Genomic DNA, 25651 nt, shown 5'->3' with positions numbered 1-25651 from the left:
CGGATGGTCACGGGGCGCCGCCCTAGGATGGGGCGGGTGAGTCGTCCGAGCCCTGCCGTGTACCGGCGTCGGCGCATCGTCGTGGGGGCCGCGCTCCTCGTGGTGGCGCTCCTCGCCACTTACCTGCCGGTCGCGCTGTTCGCGCCGGTGCCCGCCGCATCCGCCGCCCTGGTGACGCTGCCGGAGACCGGGAGCCCCGCGGTTTCGCTGCAGACGCCGGCGCAGGGCACGAGCGCCATCGCGGTCGCCGGCGAGGGCGACGATGCCGCCGGGCTCGTGCTGGGGTCGAGCGGCAGCACAGACTCGATCCCCATCGCGAGCATCACGAAGACCATCACGGCGCTCGTCGTGCTCGACGAGAAGCCCATCGCCGACGGCGGCCAGGGCCCCGACATCGCCATCACGCAGCAAGACGCCGACTTCCTCGCGGCGACGATCGCCGTCGGCGGCTCGTGGGCCTCGGTCTACCCGGGCCAGGTGCTGAGCGAGCGCCAGGTGATCGAGATCATGATGCTCGAATCGGCGAACAACTACAGCCTCACCCTCACGACGTGGGCCTTCGGCTCGGTCGACGCCTACCTCGCCGCCGCCACCGAGTGGCTCGCCGAGAAGGGGCTCACGGGCACGGCGGTGGCCGACACCTCGGGCCTCGACCCGGGTTCGCGCAGCACCACCCGCGACCTGCTCGCGCTCGGCGCGCTCGCCCTGGCCGACCCCGTGCTCGCGCCCATCGTGGGCACGGCGAGCGACACCCTGCCCGAACTCGGCACCATCGACAACACCAACGACCTGCTCGGCCAGATCGGCATCGACGGCATCAAGACCGGCACCACCGACGAGGCGGGCTTCTGCCTGCTCTTCTCGGCCGACTACACGGTGGGCGACGAGACCTTCCCGCTCGTCGGCGTCGTGCTCGGCGCGCCGAGCGAAGACCAGCTCCACGCCTCCGTGCTGTCCCTGCTGCAATCGGCGCAGAGCGGGTTCCAGGTGCTGCGCGTGGTGTCGGCCGGCGACGTCGTGGGCTCGTACACGACAGCATGGGGCGCGGAGGCCGATGTCATCGCCACCGAAGACGTCGACGCCACGGTGTGGTCGGGCGTCGAGGTGACGTCGAGCACCGAGGCCGAGAATCGCGAGTCGGGCGCCGCAGGCACCGAGGTGGGCACCGCCCGCTTCGATCTCGCCGGCGTCTCGCTCGACGGGCCGGAGTTCACGGTGCCGGTGGCGCTGGCGAGCGAGCTCGACGGGCCCGACCTCGGGTGGCGCCTCGCCAACCCGGGCCGCCTCTTCGGCTGAGGCGGGCCCGGCGCGGCGCGCTCCGCCCAGCAGAGCGGATGCTCGCCTCAGCCCTCCGCGGAGGGCTCGGTCTGCGCCGCCACCCGCCCCGGCACGGGCCCCGGCACCGGGCGCTTCGGCGCGATGCCGTCGCCGCTCGAGCGATGCGTGATGCGGCGGAGCACCCACGGCACGAGGTGCACCCGTGCCCATACAAGGTCTTCGGCGCGCGCCTGGCGCCAGCTGCGACCGGGCAACGGCTCGGGCTCGCCGGCCTGCAGGTCGTTGTCGACGTTGAGGGCCCGCAGCACCTGGCGGGCGACCTCGTGGTGGCCGAGCGCGTTCAGGTGCAGCCGGTCGTCGGCCCACATCCGCGCATCCTGGATCTCCTTCAGTCCCCACTGATCGGCGACCACGCAGTCGTAGCGGTCGGCGATCACCCTGAGGTTCTCGTTGTAGATCGCGACCTTGCCCCGGATGCCCCGGAACACCGGCGTGAACGCGGTGTCGACCCCGGTGAAGATGACCACCGTCGCGTCGTCGCGCCGCAGCCGCCTCACGGCCACCTCGAAGCGCGCGGCGATGTCGTCGGGGTCGGTGCCGGGGCGGATGACGTCGTTGCCGCCCGCCGAGATGCTGATGAGGTCGGGCTGCAGGGCGAGCGCGGGCTCGATCTGCTCATCGGCGATCTGCTGCAGCAGGCGGCCGCGGATGGCGAGGTTCGCGTACGAGAACTCGCCGTCGGCGGTCGCCGCCAGCACCTCGGCGACCCGGTCGGCCCAGCCGCGCAGCCCACCGGGGCTCGCGGGTTCGGGGTCGCCGAGACCCTCGGTGAACGAGTCGCCCAGCGCGACGTAGCGACGCCAGGGATGCGGCTGTGACATGTGTCGGACTCCTCTCGCAACCTCCTCCAGGGTAGACCTCGCGCGAGCGCCGCCCGGTGCGGTGATGTCGGCGGGGAGGGGTATCCTCGAACATCGTGACAGACGCCCCGCACTACGAACCGGCACCCGGAACGAGCGCAGCGGGCCACCTCTCTCCCTCCTTCCCGGCTCGCGCGCCGTGGGGTACGGCGGGCCGCCTGCGGGCCTGGCAGGAGGAGGCGCTCACCGCCTACTTCGCCAAGGAACCGCGCGACTTCCTCGCCGCCGCGACCCCCGGCGCCGGCAAGACCACCTTCGCCCTGCGTCTCGCCAGCGAGCTGCTGCATCGCCGCACCGTAGACCGCGTCATCGTCGTCGCCCCCACCGAGCACCTCAAGCGCCAGTGGGCCGACGCCGCCGACCGTGCGGGCGTGCGTCTGAACCCCGGCTTCAAGAACAGCGAGTCGCGCTTCGGGCGGCACTACCACGGCGTGGCGCTCACCTACGCGCAGGTCGCCGCGCGGCCCGCGCTGCACCGCGAGCTCACGCAGGGTGCGAGCACCCTCGTCATCCTCGACGAGGTGCACCATGGCGGCGACGCACTGAGCTGGGGCGACGCGGTGCGTGAGGCGTTCGAACCCGCCACGCGGCGCCTCGCGCTCACGGGGACACCCTTCCGCTCCGACACCTCGCCCATTCCGTTCGTGGAATATCTCCCCGACGAGCACGGCATCCGCGTCTCGCGCAGCGACTACAGCTACGGCTACGGCCGCGCCCTCAAAGACGGCGTCGTGCGACCCGTGCTCTTCATGGTCTACGCCGGGCACATGCGCTGGCGCACCAAGGTGGGCGACGAGATGGAGGCCCGCCTCGGCGAGGGCAACACGAAAGACATCACCTCCCAGGCCTGGCGCACCGCCCTCGACCCGGCGGGCGACTGGATTCCCCAGGTGCTCGGCGCCGCCGACAAGCGCCTGAGCGAGGTGCGGCAGTCGATCCCGGATGCGGGCGGCCTGGTCATCGCCACCGACCAGACGGTCGCGCGTGCGTACGCGACCATCCTGGAGTCGATCACGGGGGAGAAGGTGACGGTCGTGCTCTCCGACGAGAAGGAGGCCTCCGACCGCATCCAGCAGTTCTCCGACGGCAGCTCCCGCTGGATGGTCGCCGTGCGCATGGTGTCGGAGGGCGTCGACGTGCCCCGGCTCGCGGTCGGCGTGTACGCCACGAGCGCCTCGACGCCGCTGTTCTTCGCCCAGGCCATCGGGCGCTTCGTGCGGGCGCGTCGTCGTGGTGAGACCGCATCCGTCTTCCTGCCGAACGTGCCCGCGCTGATGGCTCTGGCCGAGAAGCTCGAGCTCGAACGCGACCACGCGCTCGACAAGCGCGACGACGGGTCGAACCCCGAGGGCGACTTCTACAACCCCGAAGACGCCATGGTCGCCGCGGCCAATCGCGAGGAGCGCGCCTCGGAGGGGCTCACCGAGGAGTTCTCGTTCGTCGCCATCGGCTCGGAGGCGACCTTCGACCGCGTGGTCTACGACGGGGGAGAGTTCGGCTTCCAGGCCGTGGTCGGCAGCGAGGAGGAGCTCGACTTCCTCGGCCTCCCCGGGCTGCTCGAGCCCGATCAGGTGAAAGACCTGCTGCAGCACCGACAGGCGAGGCAGCAGAAGCACCAGGCGAAGAACGGGATGCCGAAGACCGACACGCCCGACCAGGGCGGCGTGCCGGCACCGCTCTACCGCACCCTGAAGGAGCAGCGCACCCTGCTCAACTCCCTCGTGGGCATCTGGTCGAAGCAGTCGAACGAGCCGCACGGGCTCATCCACGCCGAGCTCCGCCGCATCTGCGGTGGTCCCGCCGTCGCGCAGGCGAGCGTGACGCAGCTGCAGTCGCGCATCGTGACGGTGCGCAAGTGGATGGGCGCCGCCGGGCGCTGAGCCGGGAAAGCACCGGGCGCTGACCCGCGAAAGCGGGGTAGGGCGCGCTGTCTGGGCGCGCCCGTCGCGTGCCACTATGGCTGGATGACGACAGAGACCGCCGCGCCCGACTCTCCCACGAAGAAGGAGCGCACCTTCTTCGGGCAGCCGTTCTCCCTCGTCCACGTCTTCGGCGTCGAGATGTGGGAGCGCTTCTCCTTCTACGGGATGCAGGGCATCCTGCTGCTCTACATGTTCTACAGCGCCGCAGAAGGCGGCCTGGGCATCCCGAAGCCGGTAGCCGTCGGCATCATCGGCGCGTACGGCGGGTCGGTGTACCTGGCGACCATCCTCGGCGCGTGGATCGCCGACCGGCTCCTCGGGTCTGAACGCACGCTGTTCTACAGCGCCATCGTCGTCATGGCCGGTCACATCGCGCTCTCGCTGCTGCCGGGCCTGCTGGGGCTCGGGGCAGGCCTCGTGCTCATCGCGCTGGGTTCCGGGGGCGTCAAGGCCAACGCCACCTCGGTGGTGGGCACCCTCTACGCCGAGAAAGACCCCAAGCGCGACGCGGGCTTCTCGATCTTCTACCTCGGCATCAACCTGGGCGCCTTCCTCGGCCCGCTGCTGACCGGCCTCCTGCAGTCGACCGTGGGCTTCCACTGGGGCTTCGGCGCCGCCGCGGTGGGCATGGCGATCGGCCTGGTGCAGTACTCCTTCGGCAGGCGGAGCCTCCCCGCCCACGCCAAGGAGGTGCCGAACCCGCTGCCGGCCAACCGCCGCATCCTCATCGCCGTCGTCGCGGTGGCCGCCGTCGTCGTGATCGTCGCCGCCGTGCTGGTGGGGCTCCTCACCGCCGACAACCTCGCCGACGCCGTCGCGCTGGTCACGCTCGTCGCCTCGATCGCGCTGTTCGCCGTCATCCTCTCGAGCAAGAAGATCGACGGCACGGAGCGCAAGCGGGTGATCTCGTTCATCCCCATGTTCCTCACCAGCGTCGCGTTCTGGTCGCTGTATCAGCAGCAGTTCACCGTGGTGACGATCTACGCCAACGACCGGCTCAACCTGAGCCTCTTCGGCTGGCAGATGCCGGTGGCGTGGGTGCAGTCGATCAACCCGATCTTCATCATCATCCTCTCGGGCGTGTTCGCCGCGATCTGGACGAAGCTCGGCGACCGTCAGCCGCCGACGCCCTACAAGTTCGCTGCCGCCGCCGTGGTGATGGGCATCGCGTTCCTGCTGTTCATCCCGTTCTCGGGAACGGGAGCCCACGGTACGCCGCTGCTCGCGCTCGTCGGCATCCTGTTCGTCTTCACCATCGCCGAACTGCTGCTCTCACCCGTCGGCCTGTCGCTGTCGACGAAGCTGGCGCCGCGGGTGTTCCAGACCCAGATGGTGGCCCTGTTCTTCCTGTCGATCGCGCTTGGAACGGCCTTGTCGGGAATCCTCGCCGGCTTCTACGACGAGAACGACGAGCCGCCCTACTTCGGCATCTCGGGCATCGTCGCCATCGTGGTCGGAGTCGTGCTCATCCTGCTCACCCCGTGGGTGCGCAAGCTCATGCAGGGCGTGAGGTAGCTCAGGCGCCGCCGAACCGTTCGGTGCGGATGGTCGCGGGGTCGACCCCCGCGGCCACCAGGGCGTCGGAGGCGAGCTCGACGAAGCGGGTGGGGCCGCAGATGTAGGTGGAGGCGTTCTGGTCGCCCTCGGCCCAGTCTGTGACGCGCCGCGCATCCAGTCGGCCGATCGTGCCCTGCCAGCCCGGCGGGGCGTGCCGGGTGTACTGGATGGCCACCTCGGCACCGGCCTCGGCCGTGAGCGCGTCGAGCTCGTCAGAGAAATAGACGTACTCGGGCGTGCGCACCGAGTACAGCAGCTTCACCGGGGCCGTGTTTCCCGAGCGGATGTGCGTGCGGAGGATCGAGACCAGGGGAGCGATGCCGGAACCGCCGCCGATGAGCCGCACCGGCTCGGTCTGCTCGGGGCGCCAGACGAACCAGCCGCCGAGCGGGCCGATGACCTCGAGCTGGTCGCCGACGGAGATGCCGCGCACGAGATAGGGCGAGACCTCGCCGTCGGGCATGAGCTCGACGCTCACGGCGGCGAGCTCGTCGCCGGCGGCGGAGGAGAGCGAGTAGGAGCGCGCCGCCTGGTAGCCGTCGGGCGCGGTGAGCCTGATGTCGATGTGCTGGCCGGCCAGCGCGCCCTTCCACCCGGGGATGCGCAGCATCAGGGTGCGAGCGGTCGGAGTCTCTTCACGGATGCCGACGACGTCGGCCACAGCCCATTCCACGCTAGGAATCGTAGTAGTAGCGCTCTTCCTTCCAGGGGTCGCCGTAGGCGTGGTAGCCGTTAACCTCCCAGAAGCCGAGCTCCTCGCTGTCGTGAAGGCTGAGCCCCTTCACCCACTTCGCGCTCTTCCAGAAGTAGAGGTGCGGCACGAGCAGGCGGGCGGGCCCGCCGTGCTCGGGGTCGAGCGGCTCGCCGTCGTACTCGAACGCCACCCAGGCCTTCCCGCCGAGCAGGTCTTCGAGCGGCACGTTGGTGGTGTAGCCGCCGAAGGAGTGCGCCATGGTGTAGCCGGCGCTGGTCTCGATGCCCTCGAACAGCGTGTCGAGCGACACCCCGCGCCAGTCGGTGTCGAACTTCGACCACCGGGTGACGCAGTGGATGTCGGTGTGCACGTCTTCGACGGGCAGGGCACGGAATTCGTCCCAGCTCCAGCGGGTGACTTCACCCGTCTCGGTGGTGATCGAGAACGCCCACTCGCCGTCGTGGATGTTCGGGGTGGGCCCGGCGGAGAGCACCGGGAAGTCTTTCGTCTCGTACTGCCCCGGGGGCAGTTTCGGATCGGCCTCGCGGTGCTTGCCGAAGAAACCCGGTGTGACGATTCCCATAGTGCTCTCCTTCCGGACCGTGGCCCCAGCTTAGAGCGATCAGGCCGTCGGCTGGCCCGACAGATCGTGGATGAGTGCCTGCTCGTCCTCGGCGCTCAGCGAGGTCTTGATGACCGTGCCGTTGTAGGGCGCCAGCGCCGCGGCGAACTTGTCTTCGGTGAGCTTGGTCGTGTACACCACGACAGCCGACTTGCCGGCCGAGACGGCGTCTTTGACCTGCGCGCGGAACTCGGAGTTGAGACCCGTCTTGTCGATGCCGGCGAAGAGGGCGCCGAACAGACCGCCGAAGACGAGGCCGACGAAGGGGATGAAGAACAGGATGCCGATGAGCGTTCCGAAGAGCGCTCCGCCCGCCGCACCCAGGCCGATGTTGCCGACGGCGCCGGGGTTCTTCACGTGGGTCTTGCCGTCGTGGTCGACGGTGACGAGCGCGAGCCCCGCGAGCTGCACGATGAGGTCGCCCTGCAGTTCCTGCACCTTCTCGTAGGCGCCTTCCGCCTGCTCCTCGGTGTCGAATGCGATGACGATGAGATCTGCCATGGATCAGTCCTTTCAAGGGTGTGAGCCACAGCGTAGGGGAAAGCAGTTAACGAAAAGAAGACCCGGCGTCATGCCGGGTCTTCTTTCGTTCACTGTCTCAACCAGTGTGTCCGAGGGGGGACTTGAACCCCCACGCCCTATACGGGCACTAGCACCTCAAGCTAGCGCGTCTGCCATTTCCGCCACCCGGACGGGTGTCTGTCGTTTTCGGATCTCTCCGGCGACAAGGAAAGACTGTAGCACGGATGCGGGGCGTCGAAATCCACCCCCGCACCGGAGCGCCCGGTAGCGTGAGGACATGACGTCAACGCCTCCGCCAGACGAGCTCGATCTGACCACCCGCATCGCCCGCGACCTCATCCGGTTCGACACCTCGAACTACGGGGAGGGCCGGTCGAACGGCGAGACGGAGGCGGCGGACTACCTCGCCGCGCACCTCGAACGGCTCGGCCTCGAGGTGACCGCGGTCGACGCCGCTCCGCGCCGCACGAGCATCCTGACGCGGGTCGAAGGGCGCGACAGCTCGAAGCCCGCGCTCGTCGTGCACGGGCACACCGACGTGGTGCCCGCCATCGCCGAGGACTGGTCGGTCGACCCGTTCGGCGGAGTGGTGCGCGACGGCATGCTGTGGGGGCGCGGCGCGGTCGACATGAAGAACATGGACGCCATGATCGTGGCGTCGCTCGACCGCATCCTGGGCTCCGGCAGGCAACCGGAGCGCGACCTCGTGGTCGCCTTCTTCTCCGACGAGGAGAACGGGGGTGTGTTCGGCTCGCACCACCTCGTCGAGCACCGCCCCGAGCTGTTCGCCGGCGCCACCGAGGCCATCAGCGAGGTGGGCGGCTACTCGATCGACCTCGACGGCAAGCGCGCCTACCTCGTGCAGACCGGTGAGAAGGCGCTCATCTGGATGAAGCTCATCGCCCGGGGCACGGCGGGTCACGGCTCGCAGATCAACCGGGAGAACGCGGTCACCCGGCTCGCGGCGGCGGTGGCGGCTATCGGCAGCCGGGAGTGGCCGCTGCACCTCACCGCGACGACGCGCCAGCTTCTCGACCGGGTGGCCGGGATCCTCGGCAAGGACCCCCAGGTGCTGAGCCCCGACGAGCTCGCCATCGCCACCGGAACCGCCTCGCGCTTCATCTCGGCGACCTTGCGCACCACGGCGAACCCCACCGGGCTCACCGCGGGTTACAAGCACAACGTCATCCCCGACCGCGCCGAGGCGATGATCGACGTGCGCGTGCTCCCGGGCGAGGAGGAAGCCGTGATGGCCGAGATCCGCGAGCTCGTCGGTCCCGACATCGAGATCGTCGTCTCGCACGAGGACATCGGGCTGGAGACCAGCTTCGACGGCGAGCTCGTCGACACGATGATCGCCTGCCTGCAGGAGCGCGACCCGGGCGCCGAGGTGCTGCCGTACCTGCTCTCGGGCGGAACCGACAACAAGGCGCTCAGCCTCCTCGGCATCCGCGGCTTCGGTTTCGCCCCGCTCCAGCTTCCGCCCAGCCTCGATTTCCCGGCGATGTTCCACGGTGTCGACGAACGCGTGCCGATCGACGCGCTAGGGTTTGGCACGGACGTTCTCACCGAACTCCTGCTCCGGTACTGACCGGCCCCACCCCCACACTTCCCGCTCCGTCGCGGACCACCCCACCTGCAAAGGGAGCCATGGACTTTCTGAACGCCATCATCCTCGGGCTCGTGCAGGGGCTCACCGAGTTCCTGCCGATCTCCTCGAGCGCCCACCTGCGCATCCTGGGCGAGTTCCTGCCCGGAGCCAAAGACCCGGGGGCCGCGTTCACCGCGATCACCCAGATCGGCACCGAGGCCGCGGTGGTGGTGTTCTTCTGGCGCGACATCGTGAAGATCGTGTCGCGCTGGGCGAAGTCGCTGGTGGGCCGCGTGCCCCGCAACGACCCGGATGCGCGCATGGGCTGGCTCATCATCATCGGCTCGGTGCCGATCGTGGTGCTCGGCCTGTTCTTCCAAGACCTCATCGAGTCGACCTTCCGCTCGCTCTGGATCGTGGCGATCATGCTCATCGTGTTCGGTGTGCTGCTCGGCGTGGCCGACTACGTGGGCGCCAAGCGCCGTCGCCTGAAAGACCTCACCGTTCCGCACGGCATCATCTTCGGGTTCGCCCAGGCGCTCGCCCTCATTCCCGGGGTCTCCCGCTCGGGCGGCACCATCACCGCGGGGCTCTTCATGGGCTACGAGCGCCGGGCCGCCGCGCGCTACGCGTTTCTCCTCGCCATCCCCGCCGTGTTCGGCTCGGGGCTCTACCAGGTGTACAAGAGCATCGGCGAGCCGGGTGTCTACGGGCCGCTCGAGACGCTCGTCGCCACCATCGTCGCCTTCGTGGTGGGGCTCGTGGTGATCGCCTTCTTCATGAGCTACATCTCCAAGCGCAGCTTCCTGCCCTTCGTCATCTACCGCATCGCGCTCGGCGGCGTGCTCATCGTGCTGCTCTCGGCGGGCCTCATCGCCGCCTAGGCGTCTCGGCAGTCCTGCGCGTCAGGCCGTTGCCCCGCGGCAACTAAGCTTGAGCGGTGCGCTCCTGGACCCGACCCGCCCTCCCGAAGCTCCCCGGCCGAGGGCTCGCCCCTCGTCTCCACGACGACGCCAGCGGGCAGTTCCTCGCCAGCGCCCCCGGCACCCCGAGCGGCACCCTCTACGTCTGCGGCATCACGCCCTACGACGCCACGCACATCGGCCACGCCGCCACCTACATCGCCTTCGACACCGTGGTGCGGATGTGGCTCGACGCCGGCCTCGACGTCTCGTACACGCAGAACATCACCGACGTCGACGACCCGCTGCTCGAGCGCGCGACGGCCACCGGCGTCGACTGGCGTGAGCTCGCGGAGAGCCAGATCGAGCTGTTCCGCACCGACATGGCCGCCCTCGCCGTCGTGCCACCCGACTCCTACCTCGGGGTCACCGAGACCATCCAGCCCATCGCCGACGCCGTCGACGAGCTGCGCCGCCGGGGCATCGCCTACGCGGTCGACACCCCGGATGCGGCGGTGCCGAAAGCCACGGACTGGTACTTCGACATCGCCGCCGCCGAAGCCGCGACGCCGTGGACGCTCGGCTCGGAGAGCGGGCTCGACCGCGAGACGATGGCCCGGCTGTTCGCCGAGCGCGGCGGCGACCCCGAGCGCCCCGGCAAGCGCGACCCGCTCGACCCGCTGCTCTGGCGCGCCGAGCGCGTCGGAGAGCCCGCCTGGGAATCGGTGATGGGCCGCGGCCGGCCCGGCTGGCACATCGAGTGCTCGGTCATCGCCCGCCAGACCCTCGGCGACACGATCGCCGTGCAGGGCGGCGGGGGAGACCTGGTGTTCCCCCACCACGAGTTCAGCGCCGCCCACGCGACGGCCCTCACCGGGGAGCGCTTCGCCCGGGTGAACGCCCACGGCGGCCTCGTCGCCTTCGACGGGGAGAAGATGTCGAAGTCGCTCGGCAACCTCGTGCTCGTCTCCCAGCTGCGCGAAGCGGGGGTGGAGCCCGGGGCGATCAGGCTCGCCATCCTGACGCATCCCTACCGCGACGACTGGGAGTGGCACCGGGGCGACGAGCAGCGGGCCGCCGAGCGGCTCGCCGCCTGGCGCCGTTCGGTCGCCGAGCTGCAGTCGTTCGACGCTGCCGCCCTCGACCCCGAGGCCGAGGATGCCCGCGCGCTCGAGCTCGTCGACGCGGTGCGGGCACGCCTCCACGACGACCTCGACACGCCGGGTGCCGTCGATCTCTTCGACGACTGGTTCGGCACCCCGCACACGGCTGCCGCGAACGAGCTCGCCGCCGACGCGCTCGACGCGCTGCTCGGCGTCAGGCTCTAGCGCGACCGCTCGGTCGCGCCGCCAGGGCTCGCCTCAGTCGCGCCTCCAGGGCTCGTCGGGGCGCCCGTCGCCCCCGGCCCGCCCGTCGCCCCGGCCGCCGTCGCCGCGCTTCCGCAGGTAGCGCTCGAACTCCTGGGCGATGGCCTCACCGCTCGCCTCGGGCGAGTCGACGGTGTCGCGCGCCTGCTCGAGCTGCCTGATGTAGGCGGCCATGTCGTCGTCCTCACCGGCGAGGGCGTCGATTCCCGACTCCCAGGCGGTCGACTCGTCGATCAGCTCGCCGCGCTCGATCGGCAGGCCGATGAGCTCCTCGATCTTCTCCACGAGCGCCAGGGTCGCCTTGGGCGAGGGCGCGTTGTGCACGTAGTGCGGCACCGACGCCCAGATCGACACCGTGGGCACGCCCGCGCTCTCGGCGGCGTCGGCGATGACGCTGAGGATGCCCACCGGGCCCTCATAGGTGGAGCGCTCGATGTCGAGCTCGCTGCGCACCAGCGGGTTCTCGCTGGTGGAGAAGACGGAGATGGGGCGGGTGTGCGGAACGTCGGCGAGCATGGCGCCGAGCAGCACGATGCCGGTGATCTCCTCCGCCAGCACGGTGTTCATCACCTCGGCGGTGAAGGAGCGCCAGTTGCGCGAGGGCTCCGAGCCGATGAGCAGGTACACGTTCGAGCCGTCGGAACGGTCGCCCGCCGTGACGTCGGGGCCGGAGAAGGTGGCGCCCGGCCACTCCAGCACGCGCTTGCCGTCGTCGTCGACGACGACGTTCGGACGGTTGAACTGGAAGTCGAAGTACTCCTCGGCGTCGACCTCGGAGATGACGATCACATCGAGCTGCTCCTTGAGCACCTTGAGTGCGCCCGTCGCGGCCTCCCCGGCGTCGTTCCACCCCTCGAACGCGACCAGGAGGAGCCGACCTCGCAGGAATCCGTTGTCTGTCACCGTGATGGGTACCTCACTGCCTTCCGGGCCACCGCATGGTGCGGCGCCGTCAGTCAAGGATAGGCGTTCGTCGCCGCCCGCGAGTCGTGGCGGAGGAGACCCGTTCCGCCGCCCCGTAGACTGGGCCCCCGTGAATGCTCCTGCACCCGCCGCCGTCCTCTGGGACATGGACGGCACGATCGTCGACACCGAACCGTACTGGATGCGCGCGGAGGCCGCCCTCGTCGAGTCGTTCGGCGGCACCTGGACGCACGAGGCGGCGATGACCCTGGTCGGCTCGGCGCTCGACCGCAGCGCGGCGATCCTCCAGGACTTCGGCGTGGCCCTGCCCGCGGGGGAGATCATCGACCGGCTCTCCTCGAGCGTGATGGAGCAGGTGACTATCCAGGTTCCGTGGCGACCGGGGGCCGTCGAGCTGCTCGAGGGGCTGCACGCACTCGGCGTGCCGCAGGCCCTCGTGACCATGTCGATCGGCAGGATGGCGCGGCACGTCGCGGCGCGCATCCCGTTCGACGCCTTCCAGGTGATCGTCTCGGCCGACGACGTCGAGCAGGGCAAACCCCACCCCGAGGCATATCTCACCGCCGCCGACGCCCTGGGCGTCGACATCGCGCGCTCGGTGGCGCTCGAAGACTCCGTCACCGGCGTCACCTCGGCCGTCGCCTCCGGCGCGGTCGTCGTGGGCGTCGAGCACCTGCTGAACCTCGACGACACGGGCGCGCACCGCATCTGGCAGACCCTGGCCGGCCGCACACCCGACGACCTCGCCGTCGTGCTGGCCGAGGTCGCCGCCGAGCGGGTGTCGGCGTGAGCGCGTTCAGCGGCCCGTTCCGTGAGGGCGACCGGGTGCAGCTCACCGGCCCGAAGGGCAAGCTCAACAGCATCACGCTCGAGTCGGGCAAGGTGTTCCACACCCACCGCGGCTTCATCGACCACGACGCGCTCATCGGGCTGCCCGACGGGTCGGTGGTGCAGAACTCCGTCGGCGTCGAGCACCTCGCGCTGCGCCCGCTGCTCACCGACTTCGTCATGTCGATGCCGCGCGGCGCCGCGATCATCTACCCCAAAGACGCCGCGCAGATCCTAGCGCAGGCCGACGTCTTCCCCGGCGCCATCGTCGTGGAGGCGGGGGTCGGTTCCGGCGCGCTCTCGCTCTGGCTGCTGCGCGCCATCGGCCCCGAGGGGCGCCTGTCGAGCTTCGAGCGGCGCGACGAGTTCGCCGACGTCGCCAGGGCGAACGTCGCCGCGTACAACGGCAGCGATCCCGAGAACTGGACCGTGACCGTCGGCGACCTCGCCGAGGCCCTCCCCGCCGTGCACCCCGACCACACCGTCGACCGCGTCGTGCTCGACATGCTCGCCCCGTGGGAGTGCATCGACCAGGTCGCCGCGGCCCTGAAGCCCGGGGGAGTGGTGCTCTGCTACGTCGCCACCGTGACGCAGCTCTCGCGAGTCGTGGAGACCATCCGAGACACCGGCCTGTTCACCAACCCGGTGCCGAGCGAGACGATGGTGCGCGGATGGCACGTCGAGGGTCTCGCCGTGCGCCCCGACCACCGCATGATCGGTCACACCGGCTTCCTGGTCACCGCGAGGAGGCTCGCGCCGGGCGCGGTGCTGCCCGAGCTCAAGCGCCGCGCCTCGAAGAGCGACTTCTCCGACGAGGACGTCGAGGCGTGGACCCCGGGGGCCCTCGGCGAACGGGGCATCAGCCCGAAGAGCCTGCGCAAGCGGGTGCGCGCCGCGACGGCGACCGCCGATGCCGCACGCGCACGGGAGGCTCGCGAGATCGAGCGCCCCGACGATGAAATAGACTGACTTCGCTCACCGGGCCCTCGGCTCGACGTCTGCAGGAAATGAGGATCCGTGCGCCGTTCACTCGCGCTCACACTGTCGGCAGGCCTTCTGCTCGCTCTCGCGGGTTGCAGTGCCTCCCCGGCCGCCGCCGACTGCTCCACCGCCGCCACGTCGGGCGGCTCGAGCGACCTGGTCACCGCGAGCGGTGACTTCGGCTCCGACCCCGCGGCGAGCTTCCCGTCGCCCCTCGTTCCGAAGCAGCTCGAGCGCACCGTCATCACCCAGGGCGACGGCGCCGAGGTCGGCCCCGGCTCGACCCTCGACGTCACCTACTCCCTCTACGACGGTGAGACCGGTCAATCGGCGGGCGCACCCACGACCGGCTACATCGTGCTGAGCGACTCGCTGCAGGGCGACCTCACCGACGCGCTCACCTGCACCCACGTCGGCGACCGCGTCGCCGTGGCCCTGCCGAACGAGCTCGCCACCCAGATCGCCTCGGGCGCTCCGGGCTCGCTGGTGATGGTCTTCGACATCGAGAACGCCTTCCCGCAGGCCGCCGACGGCGCGCCGCAGCCCGGCCAGTCGGGCTTCCCGAGCGTCGTGCACGACGAGAACGGCCGCCCCGGCGTCGGCATCAACGGCCCCGCGCCCGACGAGGCGAAGTCGGCGCTGATCAAGAAGGGCGACGGCGACCAGATCAAGGACGGCGACCAGGTTCTCGTGCAGTCCACCGGCGTCTCCTACGACACCCGCAAGGTCACCAACTCCACCTGGGAGACCGGCTCGCCCCAGCTCTGGGTCATGTCCGAAGACGCTTCGACCACCCAGGGCTCCAGCCAGCCCGCGGGCATCACGCCGTTCCTCGTCGGCCAAACCGTCGGCTCCGAAGTGCTGGTCGTGCTCCCGGGCAGCGGCGGGGGCGCCTCGGCCACGGCCTACGTCGTCGACATCCTCGGCATCCTCCCCGCCTCCTGAGGCCCGGCGCGCCCGCGCCCCGCCCGAACTAGGATTCTTGCGTGGCCACCGAGAGACAGAACCCCGCACCGATCCCGGTGGAGGAGAGGCTGTTCAGCCTGGTGCTCGCGCTCATCGCCACCGAGTCGGGGCTGACCAAGGCCGACATCCTCTCGACCGTGCAGGGCTACCGGCAGCGCTACGACCCCTCCGGTGAGAACGCGACCCTCGAGCGGCAGTTCGAGCGCGACAAAGACGACATCAGGGAGCTCGGCGTGCCGCTCGAGACCCTCGAGACGCCGGGCGACCCGGGCAACAACCAGACCCTGCGCTACCGCATCCCCCGCACCGCCTACGAGCTGCCCGCCGACATCACCTTCTCCGACGCCGAGACGACGCTGCTCAACCTCGCCGCCATGGCCTGGCGCGAGGGCTCGCTCTCGCGCGAGTCGCGCCGGGCACTGCTGAAGCTCCGCTCGATCGGGGTCGAGACGAGCGACCCGGTGCTCGGCTACGCCCCGCGCATCCGCACCCGCGACACCGCCTTCGACCCGCTGAACGACGCGCTCTCGCGCGGCGTCGGCGCGAGCTTCGCCTACCTCAAGCCGGGCGATCCGGCGGCGCGCCTGCGCAAGGTGGCGCCGCTCGCCCTGGTGCAGCACCAGGGTCGCTGGCACCTCAAGGCGACCGACCTCGACGTGAACGAGCAGCGCACCTTCCTGCTCGCGCGCATCGTCGGCCCTGTGCGCCTCGGCCGTCAGCAGATCGACGTGCCGCCCGGCGACTACGCCGCTCTCGCCCTCCGCGAGCTCGACGCCATCTGGGAGGCGAACCTCGCGGAGCTGGAGGTGCGCGCGGGAACGGATGCGGCGACCCGCCTCGCGGCGCGGCGCGGCGCCGAGACCGACGACGAGGGGCGCATCCTGCTGCACTTCACCGACGTGAACCTGCTCGCCGACGAGCTCGCGGGCTTCGGGCCCGAGGTGCGGGTGCTCGGCCCGGCCGAGCTGCGCGACGCCGTCGTCGACCGTCTTCGTGCCACGCTGCTCGCCCACGAGGGAGCTCTCTGATGGCGGGCCAGCGCCCCTCCGGCCGTCGCGCTCCCGCGGGCGACGGCTCGCAGGCCTTCTCCTACGCGCAAGACAAACTGACCTTCCTGCTCGCGCTCGTGCCCTACCTCATCGACATCGGCAGGGTGTCGGTCGCCGACGCCGCCGCGCACTTCCAGGTCTCGGAGCAGCAGATCCGCGACGCCGTGTCGCTCATCGCCGTGTCGGGGGTGCCCGGCGAGACCACCCAGTACCAGCACGGCGACCTCTTCGACATCGCGTGGGACGCGCTGGAGGAGCACGACGAGATCGTCATCACCCACATGGTGGCGCTCGACGACTCCCCGCGCTTCTCCGCCCGCGAGGCCGCGGCGCTCATCGCCGGCCTGCAGTACCTGCAGTCTCTCCCCGAGAACATCGACCGCGGCGTCTACTCCTCCCTCATGGACAAGCTCGCCCGCGGCGCCTCCGAACGGCCGAGCCAGGTGGCGGTCGCCTCGGCCGAGACCACGACCTCGCTCGGCGCCGTGCGCGAGGCGGTGGCCCGGGGCCGGCAGCTCGAGTTCGACTACCTCACCTCGCGCGGCTCCCGCGAACGCCGCCGGGTCGACCCCCTGCGCATCGACTCCGACGACGAGGACTGGTACCTGCGCGCCTGGGACCACCTGCGCGAGGCCGTGCGCACCTTCCGCCTCGACCGCATGACCCGGGTCGAGGTCACCGACCGCGCCGTCGAGTCGGCGCACGACGACGTGCCGCTCGGCGACAGCCTGTTCCAGGGCGGCGACGACGACCTCGTCGTCACCATCGAGGTCGCCCCCTCGGCCCTCCCGCTGCTCGGCGAGTACGTCTCGAGCGTCGATCAGCGGGTTCCGGATGCGCGGCCCGGCGACGTCGACCCGGTGCGGGTGCGCATCCGTGTCGCCCACATCCACGGGCTGAAGCGCCTGGTGGCCTCGATGCCGCGCACCGTCACCGTGGTCGAGCCGGCCGAGGCACGGCAGGCAGTGGTCGACTGGGCCCGCGAGGCCCTCGACGGCTACCCGGGCGCCTGAGCCGCGCCGTCGCATAGGCTGAACACATGGCGTGGTGGGCGTGGCTGATCATCTGGACCGTTCTGGTGCTCGCGCTCCTCGGCATGCTCGCCGGTCTCGGCTACCGCCTGTTCGTGAAGGCGAGGGGCGCGCTGCGCGCCCTCACCGAGCTCACCGACCAGGTCGCGAGGCTGAACGAGAACGTCGAGAAGCTCGCCGTCGACCACCCCGACCGCGCCATCGTGCAGGGCTACGCCGAGACGGCGAGACGGCACGAGGAGCACCTGGCACTCCGCGCCGAATTGAAGCGGGAGCGCAGAGAAGCGCGGCTCGCTCGGGGTAAACTCCTCATCAGTCCGGAAACCGTCCCCACCCTAAGGAATCAGACCAATGCTCGGTAACCTCAACGGGTGGCACCTGGTCATCATCCTGGTCGTCATCCTCCTCCTGTTCGGCGCGACGCGGCTGCCCGCCCTGTCGAAGAGCCTCGGCCAGTCGATGCGCATCTTCCGCAACGAGACCAAGGCCATGAAGGACGAGAACCAGACCCCGGGCGACGGCACCGCCGGCACCGCGACAGGAACCACGACCGGCACGTCCACCGGCACCCCCACCGACGACAGTCAGAAGCCCTGAGCCAGGTGGCCGTCAAGTCACCGCGGAAGCCCCGCTCGCGTGACGGTCGGATGTCGCTCGGCGCCCACCTGATCGAACTTCGCAAGCGGCTGTTCATCGCCGCGCTCGGACTCCTCGTGGGCATGATCGCGGGCTTCATCATCTCCGACTTCGTGCTCACCGCACTCACCCAGCCGATCGCCGACATCGCCGCGCAGCAGGGCCGCGAGGCGAGCCTCAACTTCACCGACGTCTCCTCGGCGTTCGACCTGCGCATCCAGATCGCCTTCACCGTCGGCGTCGTCATCTCGGCACCGGTGTGGCTCTACCAGGTGTTCGCCTTCGTGATGCCGGGCCTCAAGCGCAACGAGAAGCAGTACGCCATCGGCTTCGTCGCCGCCGCCGTACCGCTGTTCTTCGCCGGCTGCGTCGCCGGCTGGTTCGTGCTGCCGCACATGGTGGTGCTGCTCACCGGCTTCGCCCCCGAGGGCACGACCGCCCTCCTCACGGCGCGGGCCTACTACGACTTCGTGCTGAAGCTGGTGCTCGCCATCGGCATCGCCTTCGTGCTGCCGGTGTTCCTCGTCATCCTCAACTTCGCGGGGGTGCTGAGCGCGAAGACCATCCTCAAGTCGTGGCGCATCGCCATCCTCGCCATCACGCTGTTCACCGCGATCGCCACCCCGGCCGCCGACGTCATGTCGATGTTCCTGCTCGCGATCCCCATGCTCGCCCTCTACTTCGGAGCCGCCGGCATCGCGGCGCTCAACGACCGCCGCCGTCGGCGTCGCCAGCAGAGCTTCGACGTCGAGCTGGCCGTCTGATGGGGCGCGCCTCGGGCGCCTCGTCGGCCGACCAGGTGCTGAGCCCCTCCGAGCGATTCGCCGCGAGCCGCAAGCGGGCCGGGCATCCGCAGGTCGAGATCTTCCGCAGCGGGTTGAGCTTCGACCTCGACCCGTTCCAGATCGAGGCCGCGGGGGCTCTCGAAGACGGCAGGAGCGTGCTCGTGGCGGCGCCGACCGGGGCGGGCAAGACCGTCGTCGCCGAGTTCGCGGTGCACCTGGCCATGCAGTCGGTGCGCGACAAAGTGTTCTACACGGCCCCGATGAAGGCGCTGTCGAACCAGAAGTTCAACGAGTTCGTCGCCGAGTACGGGCCCGACGAGGTGGGGCTGCTCACCGGGGACACCAACATCAACGCCGACGCCCGCATCGTGGTGATGACCACCGAGGTGCTGCGCAACATGCTCTACGCCGACTCGTCGCTGCTGACGAACCTGCGCTTCGTCGTGATGGACGAGGTGCACTACCTCGCCGACCGCTTCCGCGGCGCCGTCTGGGAAGAGGTGATCATCCACCTCCCGCAGAGCGTCAAGCTGGTCTCGCTCTCGGCGACCGTCTCGAACGCCGAGGAGTTCGGCGACTGGCTGCAGGCGGTGCGCGGCGACACCGAGGTGATCGTCTCGGAGGAGCGCCCGGTGCCGCTCGACCAGCACGCCCTGGTCAAGACCAAGCTGCTCGACCTGTTCGACTCCACGGGCCGCGCTGCCACGAACCGGGTGAACCCGGAGCTGGCGCAGCTGGTGCGCGGAGGCGCCTCGCTCGGCCAGTACGGCAACCGGGGCGGTTCGGGCCGCGGCAGGAACGGCGGCCGGGGCCGAGGCGGCCGGGGTGGCGGAGGCGGCTACGGCGGAGGCCACCGGCAGTCGTTCGACCGCATGGACCGGCCCGAGGTCGTCGCCCTGCTGCAGGAGCACCGCCTCCTCCCCGCCATCTTCTTCGTCTTCAGCCGGGTGGGCTGCGACCAGGCCGTGAAGCAGGTGCTGCGCGCCGGCGTGCGGCTCACCGACGCCGACGAGCGCGAGGAGATCCGCCGCATCGTCGACGAGCGCTGCCGCACCCTGCGCGACGAAGACCTCGCCGTGCTCGGCTACTGGGAGTGGACGGAGGGACTCCAGCGCGGGGTCGCCGCGCACCACGCCGGCCTCCTCCCCGCCTTCAAGGAGGTCGTGGAGGAGCTCTACCAGAAGAAGCTCGTGAAGGTCGTGTTCGCCACCGAGACGCTCGCGCTCGGCATCAACATGCCGGCCCGCACGGTGGTGCTCGAGAAGCTCGAGAAGTTCAACGGCGAGGCCCGCGTGTCGATCACGGCGGGGGAGTACACCCAGCTCACCGGTCGCGCCGGCCGCCGCGGCATCGACGTGGAGGGGCACTCCGTCATCCAGTGGCGCGAGGGGCTCGACCCGCAGGAGGTCGCCTCGCTCGCCTCACGGCGCACCTACCCGCTGAACTCCAGCTTCCGGCCCACCTACAACATGGCGGTCAACCTCATCGACCAGTTCGGCAGGCCCCGCACCCGTGAGGTGCTGGAGTCGTCGTTCGCCCAGTTCCAGGCCGACCGCGCGGTCGTCGACCTGGCGCGTAAGGTGCGCCAGCAGGAGGAGTCGCTGGCCGGCTTCGAGAAGGCGATGACCTGCCACCTGGGCGACTTCAGGGAGTATGCGCGCATCCGTCGCGAACTCACCGACCTCGAGCGCTCGGGCGCCGGCAAGGCTGACACGCTCTCGCGCGCCGACCGCGACAAGCGGCAGCGCCGTATCGCAGGGCTCCGCCAGCAGCTGCGCTCGCACCCGGTGCACGGCTGCAAAGACCGCGAGGCGCACGCCCGCTGGGCGGAACGCTGGTTCACGCTGAAACGCGACACCGACCGGCTCACCCAGCAGATCCAGACCCGCACCAACGTCATCGCCAAGGTGTTCGACCGCGTCACCGACGTGCTGCTCCAACTCGACTACCTCACCGCAGACGAGCACGGCGCCACCGTGCTCACGCCGCACGGCCACACCCTGAAGCGCATCTACGGCGAACGCGACCTGCTCGTGGCCGAGTGCATCCGGCAGGGCATCTGGCGCGAGCTCGACGCCGCCTCGCTCGCCGCCATCGCCTGCGCCCTGGTGTACGAGCCGCGCCGCGACGAGAACGACATCGCCGAACGCTACCTGCCGCGCGGCGCCTTCAGGGTCGCCCTCGACAAGACGCAGACACTCTGGGCCACCGTCGACGACATCGAGCGCGAGCACCGCCTGCCCGGCACCGAGGCGCCCGCCATCGGCCTCAGCACCGCGATGCACCGCTGGGCGCGCGGCGCCGGCCTCGACGAGGTGCTCGACGAGGCCGACATGGCCGCCGGCGACTTCGTGCGCTGGGCCAAGCAGACCATCGACCTGCTCGACCAGCTGCAGGGAACACCGGATGCGCGGCTCGCCACCACGGCACGCTCGGCCATCGACGCGGTGCGCCGCGGCATCGTCGCCTACTCCTCGGTCGCATGACGCGGGTCGCCGAGGTCGCGCCACTCACGCACGTCTCACCGAGCACGCGCGTCGCGCCGGTCATGCCCTTCTGGCTCGCGCTGCTGGCCGCCGTGGGCGCGGGCATCGCCTACGACGCCGGGTACCCCGACAAGGGCTGGTGGCCGCTCACGCCGCTCGCCGTCGCCCTCATCCTCACCACGCTCATCGGCCGCACCTGGGGCAAGGCGCTCCTCATCGGACTGGTGACGGGCGCGACCTTCTGGGGCGTGCACATCTTCTGGCTCACCCTCTACCTCGGGCCGGTGCCCTGGCTCGGGCTCACCGGCTTCGAAGCGGTGTACTTCGCCCTCGGCGCACTCCTCATCGCCCTCGTCTACCGGCGGGCCGATCGCACCTGGCCCACCGCGCGGGCGCGCCTGGTCTGGCTGCCGATCGTCGTCGCCGGGCTGTGGACGCTGCGCGAAGGGGTCAACGCGATCTTCCCCTACGGCGGCTTCTCCTGGGGCCGGGTCGCCATGTCGCAGTCGCAGTCGCCGTTCACCGACCTCGTTGCCTGGGTGGGCATGTCGGGGCTCAGCTTCCTGCTGGTGTGGCTCGCCGCCTTCGCGGTGCAGCTGGTGCGGGAGAAGGGGCTCGCCGTCTCGACCCGCGCGCTGGCGGGGGCGGCGGCGGTCGCAGCCCTGCTCGCCGTTCCCGCCTGGGTGACCCCGGCATCCGGAACCTCGCGCATCGGCGCCGCCCAGGGCAACTCGAACGCCGGGCTGTTCGCCGTGCACGAGTGGGGCGACATCTTGACCGACCACGCCAGCGCCTCGCTCGCCCTCGAGGGCGAGAAGCTCGACGTGCTGGTCTGGCCCGAGAACGCCTCCGACCTCGACCCGGCACGCTACGAGGTGGCCGCGAAGACGCTCGACGCGGTCAGCGACGAGCTCGGGGGCGTGCCCATCGTCACGGGCACCATCCAGCAGCGCGGCGACAAGGTCTACAACACCTCGCTGCTCTGGCAGAACGGGCAGATCACCGACTACTACGACAAGCGGCACCCCGTGCCGTTCGCGGAGTGGATGCCCAACCGCGAGTTCTTCAGAGCGCTCGCGCCCGACCTCGTCGACCTGGTCACCCGCGACTACACCTTCGGCACCACCGACCTCACCTTCGACATCGACGGGCTCATCGCCGGCATCTCGATCTGCTTCGACATCACCGACGACGCGGTGATGCGCTCGATGAGCGCCGAGGGCGCCCAGGTGATCTTCGCCCAGACCAACAACGCCGACTTCGGACAGACCGACGAGAACCTGCAGCAGCTGGCCATCGCCCGCCTGCGCGCCGTGGAGTTCGGCAGGAGCGTGGTGAACATCTCGACGGTCGGCACCAGCCAGATCATCGCACCCGACGGGTCGACCATCACCGGCATCCCTGCCTACCAGGCGGGGGCCATGGTCGCCGACGTGCCGCTCGGCACCCAGCCGACGCCCGCCTCGCTCCTCGGCTTCCAGATCGAGTGGCTGGTGGCGGGGCTCGGGCTCGCCGGTCTGGTGCTCTCGTTCACCACCCGCCGCACACAGCAGAACGCCGCCCCGGTCTTCCGACCGTGACGGCGTTCTCGCCTGATGTCGTGCTCGGCGTGAGCCTCGGCACACGCCTGAAGCGCGGCTAGGCGCCGATCTTCTGCGTGCCGCGGCGGGCGCGCAGGTACTGGAGCCGCTCCTCGAGCAGCTCCTCGAGCTCAGCGCGGGTGCGGCGCTCGAGCAGCATGTCCCAGTGGCTACGCGGCGTCTTCGCATCGGCGTGGTCGACCGTCACCGGCTCCGACCCCACCATCAGCGTCGCCTCGTGGCTGCAGTACTTGCACTCCCACGTCTCCGGGGCCTCGGCCTCGGCCGAGAACACCATCTCGGTGTCGCGGCCACAGGTCGCGCACCGGTACGTGTGAGTGGTTCGGGGTGAGAATACGACACCCTCTTCGCTCTGCAGGCTTTGTGCGCCCAGACGCATTCCGCGCAAACTGCGATCTGCCATTGTGTGGTCTCCTCTCGCATTGCTTCGAACTTTATAAACCGTCGAGGGGAGCGGATCCTTTCCGCGGCCGGGTATTGCCAGTACTCTCTCAGCGAAACTGACTAGATCCCCCTTCGGGGGACACGGAGCGCTCCGCGACGAGCTCCAGCACGAGGTCGGCGCGGTCGCTGACGATGCCGTCGACACCCCGGTCGAGCAGTTCCCGGGCGAGTGCGACGTCGTTGATCGTCCAGACGTGCACCTCCACTCCCGTGCGGTGGAAGCCGCGCACGGTGCGCGCCGTCGTGGTGGCGAGAGGGCCCACCTCGAGCGGGATCTGCACCGCGTCGACGCCCCGGAGCAGGAGGCGCGCGAGCGGTGGCAGGCCGACCTTGATGAGCAGCAGGGCGGCCACGAAGCCGGGCGCGGAGGCGGAGCTGGCCGCACCCGGCAGCAGACGCAGGGCGGCCAGCCGGCGACGCGTCGAGAAGGAGGTGACGAGCACGCGGTCGGTCGCGCCGGCGGCCAGCACGGCGCGAGCGGCGGGCCCGGCGACCTCGGGCGACTTGATGTCGATGTTGAAGCGGGCCTCGGGGAAGGCCTCGAGCGCCTCGAGCAGGGTGGGGAAGCGGGCGCCGCCGCCCAGGTCGATCCGCTGCAGCTCGGCGAGGGTGAGCTGGTCGACACGGTCGGCGCGCCCGGCGATGCGCTCGAGGGTCGGGTCGTGGCACACCACGGCCACCCCGTCGGCCGAGGCGTTCACGTCGGTCTCGAGGTAGAGCGCTCCCGCGTCGATCGCCGCCCGGAAGGCGTCGAGGGTGTTCTCGACGGCGTGCACGGCGAGCCCGCGGTGCGCCAGCACGCGCGGGGCGGGCGGCGCGAAGTAGGGGCGCCGCGCGCGCTCAGCCCGCGCTCGGGGGCGCATCGGTGGGGCCGGCCTCCTGGTCGGGCCGTGCGGGCACCTCGGGCGCGGCAGCGGGTGCGTCGGGCTGGGCGGGGGAGGGTGCATCGGGCTGGGCCGAAGCGGGCGCCGGCGCGGCGGTGCCCGCCCCGCGTTCACCGAGCGCGCTCGCGTCGGCGACGGAACGCCCTTCGCGCTCGGCGGCCCGCATCTCCTGCTCGGCCCGGCGCACGTCGCCCTCCGAGACGATGCTCTCGGTGGGCGCGTTCGCCGCGGCTCGCTCGGCGCGACCGCTCGCCCCGGGCTGCACGGCGCCGCCGAGGGCACCGCCGATGCCCTTCAGCGCCTCGGTGAGCTCGCTCGGAATGACCCACAGCTTGTTCGCCGAGCCCTCGGCGAGCTTCGGCAGCGTCTGCAGGTACTGGTAGGCGAGCAGCAGGTTGTCGGGCTCGCCGCGGTGGATCGCGCCGAACACCGTGGTGATGGCCTCCGCCTCACCCTGGGCGCGCAGCACCTGCGCCTTCGCGTCACCCTCGGCACGGAGGATCTCGGCCTGCCGGTGACCCTCGGCCTCGAGGATCGCCGACTGCTTCGTGCCCTCCGCGGTGAGGATGACCGCGCGGCGCTCCCGCTCGGCGCGCATCTGCTTCTCCATCGAGTCCTGGATGGAGGCGGGCGGGTCGATCGCCTTGAGCTCCACCCGCGACACCCTGATGCCCCATTTGCCGGTGGCCTCGTCGAGCACGATCCGCAGCTGCCCGTTGATCTCGTCGCGGCTGGTGAGCGCCTCCTCGAGGTTCAGGCCACCCACCACGTTGCGGAGCGTGGTGGTGGCCAACTGCTCCACCGCCCCCAGGTAGTTGGAGATCTCGTAGGTGGCCGCCCGCGCATCCGTCACCTGGAAGAAGACGACGGTGTCGATCGAGACCACCAGGTTGTCTTCGGTGATCACCGGCTGGGGCGGGAAGGACACGACCTGCTCGCGCAGGTCGATGAGCGGCCGGAGCCGGTCGATGAACGGGACCAGGATGTTCAGGCCCGGCATGAGCGTCTTGTGGTAGCGGCCGAGGCGCTCCACCACGCCGGCGCGGGCCTGCGGGATGATGCGCACCGACCTCGCCACCACCACGATGACGAACACCACGATGATGATGAGGACGATGACGAGGATCACCTGTCCGACGATGTCGCTCATGCGATGGGCTCCTTTGGTTCGGTGCGGCCGGCGGGCACCACGATGGCGGTGGCCCCGTCGATGGCCGTGACGAGCACACGCTCGCCACGGGGGAGGTCGCGGATGTCGGCGGCGGGGGAGACCCTCGCCGTCCAGGTATCTCCGTTGGCGAGCTTGACGTGGCCCGCGGTGGAGGTGACCTGGTCGAGCACGAGGCCCTCGAGTCCCAGGAGGGCGTCGACGTTGCTCTTCGCCGGGTCGCCGCCGCGCTTCAGCCTCCGCAGCAACGGCGGCCGGAGGGTGAGCAGGAGCAGGAGCGACAGCACCGCCGCGATGACGATCTGGTAGTACCAGGGCACGCCGAGCGCCCCGGCGATGAGCCCGCCCAGACTGCCGATGGCGATCATGAGGAAGGTGAACTCGAGAGTGAGCATCTCGATCACGATGAACAGGAGGATGAGCCCCAGCCAGAAGATCCAGGCGTAGGAGTCGAGGAATTCGAGCATCGGCGTTCTCCTCTCACCGTCATCGG

The 25651-nt window shown here is 70.5% G+C and carries 25 protein-coding genes and 1 tRNA gene; 16 read left to right on the top strand and 10 right to left on the bottom strand.

Features of this window, described 5'->3' with window-relative positions:
- Positions 1-36 precede the first annotated feature (36 nt).
- On the top strand, positions 37-1296 hold the full coding sequence (locus HL652_RS07705) for a D-alanyl-D-alanine carboxypeptidase family protein (protein WP_171704789.1): 1260 nt from the start codon (positions 37-39) through the stop codon (positions 1294-1296).
- 47 nt (positions 1297-1343) lie between these two features.
- Here HL652_RS07705 and HL652_RS07700 read toward each other — a convergent pair whose 3' ends face one another.
- A complete protein-coding gene (locus HL652_RS07700) occupies positions 1344-2159 on the bottom strand; it encodes an SGNH/GDSL hydrolase family protein (protein WP_171704788.1) in 816 nt (271 codons plus the stop codon).
- A 95-nt stretch (positions 2160-2254) separates the two neighbouring features.
- Between HL652_RS07700 and HL652_RS07695 the strand changes: the two genes are divergently transcribed.
- Both HL652_RS07695 and HL652_RS07690 read left to right on the top strand, forming a co-directional pair.
- Complete coding sequence (locus HL652_RS07695; protein WP_171704787.1) at positions 2255-4078, top strand: DEAD/DEAH box helicase; 1824 nt, start codon at positions 2255-2257, stop codon at positions 4076-4078.
- Positions 4079-4162: 84 nt separating this feature from the next.
- Entirely contained in the window at positions 4163-5635 is a 1473-nt protein-coding gene (locus HL652_RS07690) for a peptide MFS transporter (protein WP_171704786.1), read from the top strand.
- Position 5636: 1 nt separating this feature from the next.
- On the opposite strand, the gene HL652_RS07685 is transcribed toward HL652_RS07690, so the two are convergent.
- From HL652_RS07685 to HL652_RS07670, 4 genes are all read right to left on the bottom strand, one after another.
- Positions 5637-6350 carry a ferredoxin reductase gene (locus tag HL652_RS07685; RefSeq protein WP_253743721.1) on the bottom strand — a complete coding sequence of 238 codons (714 nt, stop codon included), beginning with the start codon at positions 6348-6350 and terminating at the stop codon, positions 5637-5639.
- Position 6351: 1 nt separating this feature from the next.
- Complete coding sequence (locus HL652_RS07680; protein ID WP_171704785.1) at positions 6352-6954, bottom strand: molybdopterin-dependent oxidoreductase; 603 nt, start codon at positions 6952-6954, stop codon at positions 6352-6354.
- 39 nt (positions 6955-6993) lie between these two features.
- Positions 6994-7494, bottom strand: coding sequence for a DUF1269 domain-containing protein (locus HL652_RS07675; protein WP_171704784.1), 501 nt, complete (start codon positions 7492-7494; stop codon positions 6994-6996).
- A 107-nt stretch (positions 7495-7601) separates the two neighbouring features.
- A tRNA-Leu gene (locus HL652_RS07670) sits at positions 7602-7686 on the bottom strand.
- A gap of 106 nt (positions 7687-7792) precedes the next feature.
- On the opposite strand from HL652_RS07670, the gene HL652_RS07665 reads away from it, so the two are divergent.
- The 3 genes from HL652_RS07665 to mshC are packed head-to-tail and all read left to right on the top strand — an operon-like array spanning position 7793 to position 11336.
- Positions 7793-9106 carry a M20/M25/M40 family metallo-hydrolase gene (locus HL652_RS07665; protein ID WP_171704783.1) on the top strand — a complete coding sequence of 438 codons (1314 nt, stop codon included), beginning with the start codon at positions 7793-7795 and terminating at the stop codon, positions 9104-9106.
- 59 nt (positions 9107-9165) lie between these two features.
- A complete protein-coding gene (locus tag HL652_RS07660) occupies positions 9166-9990 on the top strand; it encodes an undecaprenyl-diphosphate phosphatase (RefSeq protein ID WP_171704782.1) in 825 nt (274 codons plus the stop codon).
- A 56-nt stretch (positions 9991-10046) separates the two neighbouring features.
- Positions 10047-11336 (top strand): cysteine--1-D-myo-inosityl 2-amino-2-deoxy-alpha-D-glucopyranoside ligase, encoded by a 1290-nt coding sequence (gene mshC / locus HL652_RS07655; protein WP_171704781.1) that lies wholly within the window; start codon positions 10047-10049, stop codon positions 11334-11336.
- A 33-nt stretch (positions 11337-11369) separates the two neighbouring features.
- Here the strand turns inward: mshC and HL652_RS07650 are convergent, their stop codons facing one another.
- A complete protein-coding gene (locus tag HL652_RS07650) occupies positions 11370-12278 on the bottom strand; it encodes a PAC2 family protein (protein WP_253743718.1) in 909 nt (302 codons plus the stop codon).
- A 130-nt stretch (positions 12279-12408) separates the two neighbouring features.
- Between HL652_RS07650 and HL652_RS07645 the strand changes: the two genes are divergently transcribed.
- From HL652_RS07645 to lnt, 10 genes are read left to right on the top strand one after another with little or no spacing between them, the layout of a single operon-like run.
- Positions 12409-13089 (top strand): HAD family hydrolase, encoded by a 681-nt coding sequence (locus HL652_RS07645; protein ID WP_171704779.1) that lies wholly within the window; start codon positions 12409-12411, stop codon positions 13087-13089.
- Positions 13086-14096: a tRNA (adenine-N1)-methyltransferase gene (locus HL652_RS07640; protein ID WP_171704778.1), complete on the top strand. Its 1011-nt coding sequence runs from the start codon at positions 13086-13088 to the stop codon at positions 14094-14096. Before HL652_RS07645 ends, HL652_RS07640 begins: the two co-directional genes overlap by 4 nt.
- A 48-nt stretch (positions 14097-14144) precedes the next feature.
- A complete protein-coding gene (locus HL652_RS07635; RefSeq protein WP_171704777.1) occupies positions 14145-15053 on the top strand; it encodes an FKBP-type peptidyl-prolyl cis-trans isomerase in 909 nt (302 codons plus the stop codon).
- Between the two features lie 41 nt (positions 15054-15094).
- Positions 15095-16102, top strand: a complete 1008-nt coding sequence (locus HL652_RS07630) for a helix-turn-helix transcriptional regulator (protein WP_253743716.1) — start codon at positions 15095-15097, stop codon at positions 16100-16102.
- Positions 16102-17136, top strand: a complete 1035-nt coding sequence (locus HL652_RS07625; protein WP_171704776.1) for a helix-turn-helix transcriptional regulator — start codon at positions 16102-16104, stop codon at positions 17134-17136. The genes HL652_RS07630 and HL652_RS07625 overlap by 1 nt, the downstream gene beginning before the upstream one ends.
- Before the next feature lie 26 nt (positions 17137-17162).
- Positions 17163-17516 carry a hypothetical protein gene (locus HL652_RS07620; protein ID WP_171704775.1) on the top strand — a complete coding sequence of 118 codons (354 nt, stop codon included), beginning with the start codon at positions 17163-17165 and terminating at the stop codon, positions 17514-17516.
- Entirely contained in the window at positions 17506-17751 is a 246-nt protein-coding gene (gene tatA / locus HL652_RS07615; RefSeq protein ID WP_171704774.1) for a Sec-independent protein translocase subunit TatA, read from the top strand. Before HL652_RS07620 ends, tatA begins: the two co-directional genes overlap by 11 nt.
- Positions 17752-17801: 50 nt before the next feature.
- Positions 17802-18554: a twin-arginine translocase subunit TatC gene (tatC, locus tag HL652_RS07610; RefSeq protein WP_171704773.1), complete on the top strand. Its 753-nt coding sequence runs from the start codon at positions 17802-17804 to the stop codon at positions 18552-18554.
- Positions 18554-21061: a DEAD/DEAH box helicase gene (locus HL652_RS07605; protein WP_171704772.1), complete on the top strand. Its 2508-nt coding sequence runs from the start codon at positions 18554-18556 to the stop codon at positions 21059-21061. Before tatC ends, HL652_RS07605 begins: the two co-directional genes overlap by 1 nt.
- Complete coding sequence (gene lnt / locus HL652_RS07600; RefSeq protein WP_253743715.1) at positions 21058-22641, top strand: apolipoprotein N-acyltransferase; 1584 nt, start codon at positions 21058-21060, stop codon at positions 22639-22641. Before HL652_RS07605 ends, lnt begins: the two co-directional genes overlap by 4 nt.
- Before the next feature lie 58 nt (positions 22642-22699).
- Here the strand turns inward: lnt and HL652_RS07595 are convergent, their stop codons facing one another.
- The 4 genes from HL652_RS07595 to HL652_RS07580 all read right to left on the bottom strand — a co-directional run bounded on the left by HL652_RS07595 (position 22700) and on the right by HL652_RS07580 (position 25625).
- Positions 22700-23065, bottom strand: coding sequence for an RNA polymerase-binding protein RbpA (locus tag HL652_RS07595; protein WP_171704771.1), 366 nt, complete (start codon positions 23063-23065; stop codon positions 22700-22702).
- An 88-nt stretch (positions 23066-23153) separates the two neighbouring features.
- Entirely contained in the window at positions 23154-23969 is an 816-nt protein-coding gene (locus tag HL652_RS07590) for a glycerophosphodiester phosphodiesterase family protein (protein WP_171704770.1), read from the bottom strand.
- Positions 23947-25140 (bottom strand): SPFH domain-containing protein, encoded by a 1194-nt coding sequence (locus HL652_RS07585; RefSeq protein WP_171704769.1) that lies wholly within the window; start codon positions 25138-25140, stop codon positions 23947-23949. The genes HL652_RS07590 and HL652_RS07585 overlap by 23 nt, the downstream gene beginning before the upstream one ends.
- Positions 25137-25625, bottom strand: a complete 489-nt coding sequence (locus tag HL652_RS07580; RefSeq protein ID WP_171704768.1) for an NfeD family protein — start codon at positions 25623-25625, stop codon at positions 25137-25139. Before HL652_RS07580 ends, HL652_RS07585 begins: the two co-directional genes overlap by 4 nt.
- Between the last annotated feature and the right edge of the window lie 26 nt (positions 25626-25651).

The sequence above is a fragment of the Herbiconiux sp. SALV-R1 genome, assembly GCF_013113715.1.
Lineage (GTDB): Bacteria > Actinomycetota > Actinomycetes > Actinomycetales > Microbacteriaceae > Herbiconiux.
The sequence above is the reverse complement of the archived record's forward strand: the minus strand, read 5'-3'. Positions and strand labels throughout refer to the sequence as shown.

Coding starts and splice junctions, on each gene's coding strand:
- HL652_RS07700 (WP_171704788.1), bottom strand. CDS start 2,159: ATGTCACAGCCGCATCCCTGGCGTCGCTACGTCGCGCTGGGCGACTCG.
- HL652_RS07690 (WP_171704786.1), top strand. CDS start 4,163: ATGACGACAGAGACCGCCGCGCCCGACTCTCCCACGAAGAAGGAGCGC.
- HL652_RS07680 (WP_171704785.1), bottom strand. CDS start 6,954: ATGGGAATCGTCACACCGGGTTTCTTCGGCAAGCACCGCGAGGCCGAT.
- HL652_RS07675 (WP_171704784.1), bottom strand. CDS start 7,494: ATGGCAGATCTCATCGTCATCGCATTCGACACCGAGGAGCAGGCGGAA.
- HL652_RS07665 (WP_171704783.1), top strand. CDS start 7,793: ATGACGTCAACGCCTCCGCCAGACGAGCTCGATCTGACCACCCGCATC.
- HL652_RS07660 (WP_171704782.1), top strand. CDS start 9,166: ATGGACTTTCTGAACGCCATCATCCTCGGGCTCGTGCAGGGGCTCACC.
- HL652_RS07625 (WP_171704776.1), top strand. CDS start 16,102: ATGGCGGGCCAGCGCCCCTCCGGCCGTCGCGCTCCCGCGGGCGACGGC.
- HL652_RS07620 (WP_171704775.1), top strand. CDS start 17,163: ATGGCGTGGTGGGCGTGGCTGATCATCTGGACCGTTCTGGTGCTCGCG.
- tatA (WP_171704774.1), top strand. CDS start 17,506: ATGCTCGGTAACCTCAACGGGTGGCACCTGGTCATCATCCTGGTCGTC.
- tatC (WP_171704773.1), top strand. CDS start 17,802: ATGTCGCTCGGCGCCCACCTGATCGAACTTCGCAAGCGGCTGTTCATC.
- HL652_RS07605 (WP_171704772.1), top strand. CDS start 18,554: ATGGGGCGCGCCTCGGGCGCCTCGTCGGCCGACCAGGTGCTGAGCCCC.
- lnt (WP_253743715.1), top strand. CDS start 21,058: ATGACGCGGGTCGCCGAGGTCGCGCCACTCACGCACGTCTCACCGAGC.
- HL652_RS07595 (WP_171704771.1), bottom strand. CDS start 23,065: ATGGCAGATCGCAGTTTGCGCGGAATGCGTCTGGGCGCACAAAGCCTG.
- HL652_RS07590 (WP_171704770.1), bottom strand. CDS start 23,969: ATGCGCCCCCGAGCGCGGGCTGAGCGCGCGCGGCGCCCCTACTTCGCG.
- HL652_RS07585 (WP_171704769.1), bottom strand. CDS start 25,140: ATGAGCGACATCGTCGGACAGGTGATCCTCGTCATCGTCCTCATCATC.
- HL652_RS07580 (WP_171704768.1), bottom strand. CDS start 25,625: ATGCTCGAATTCCTCGACTCCTACGCCTGGATCTTCTGGCTGGGGCTC.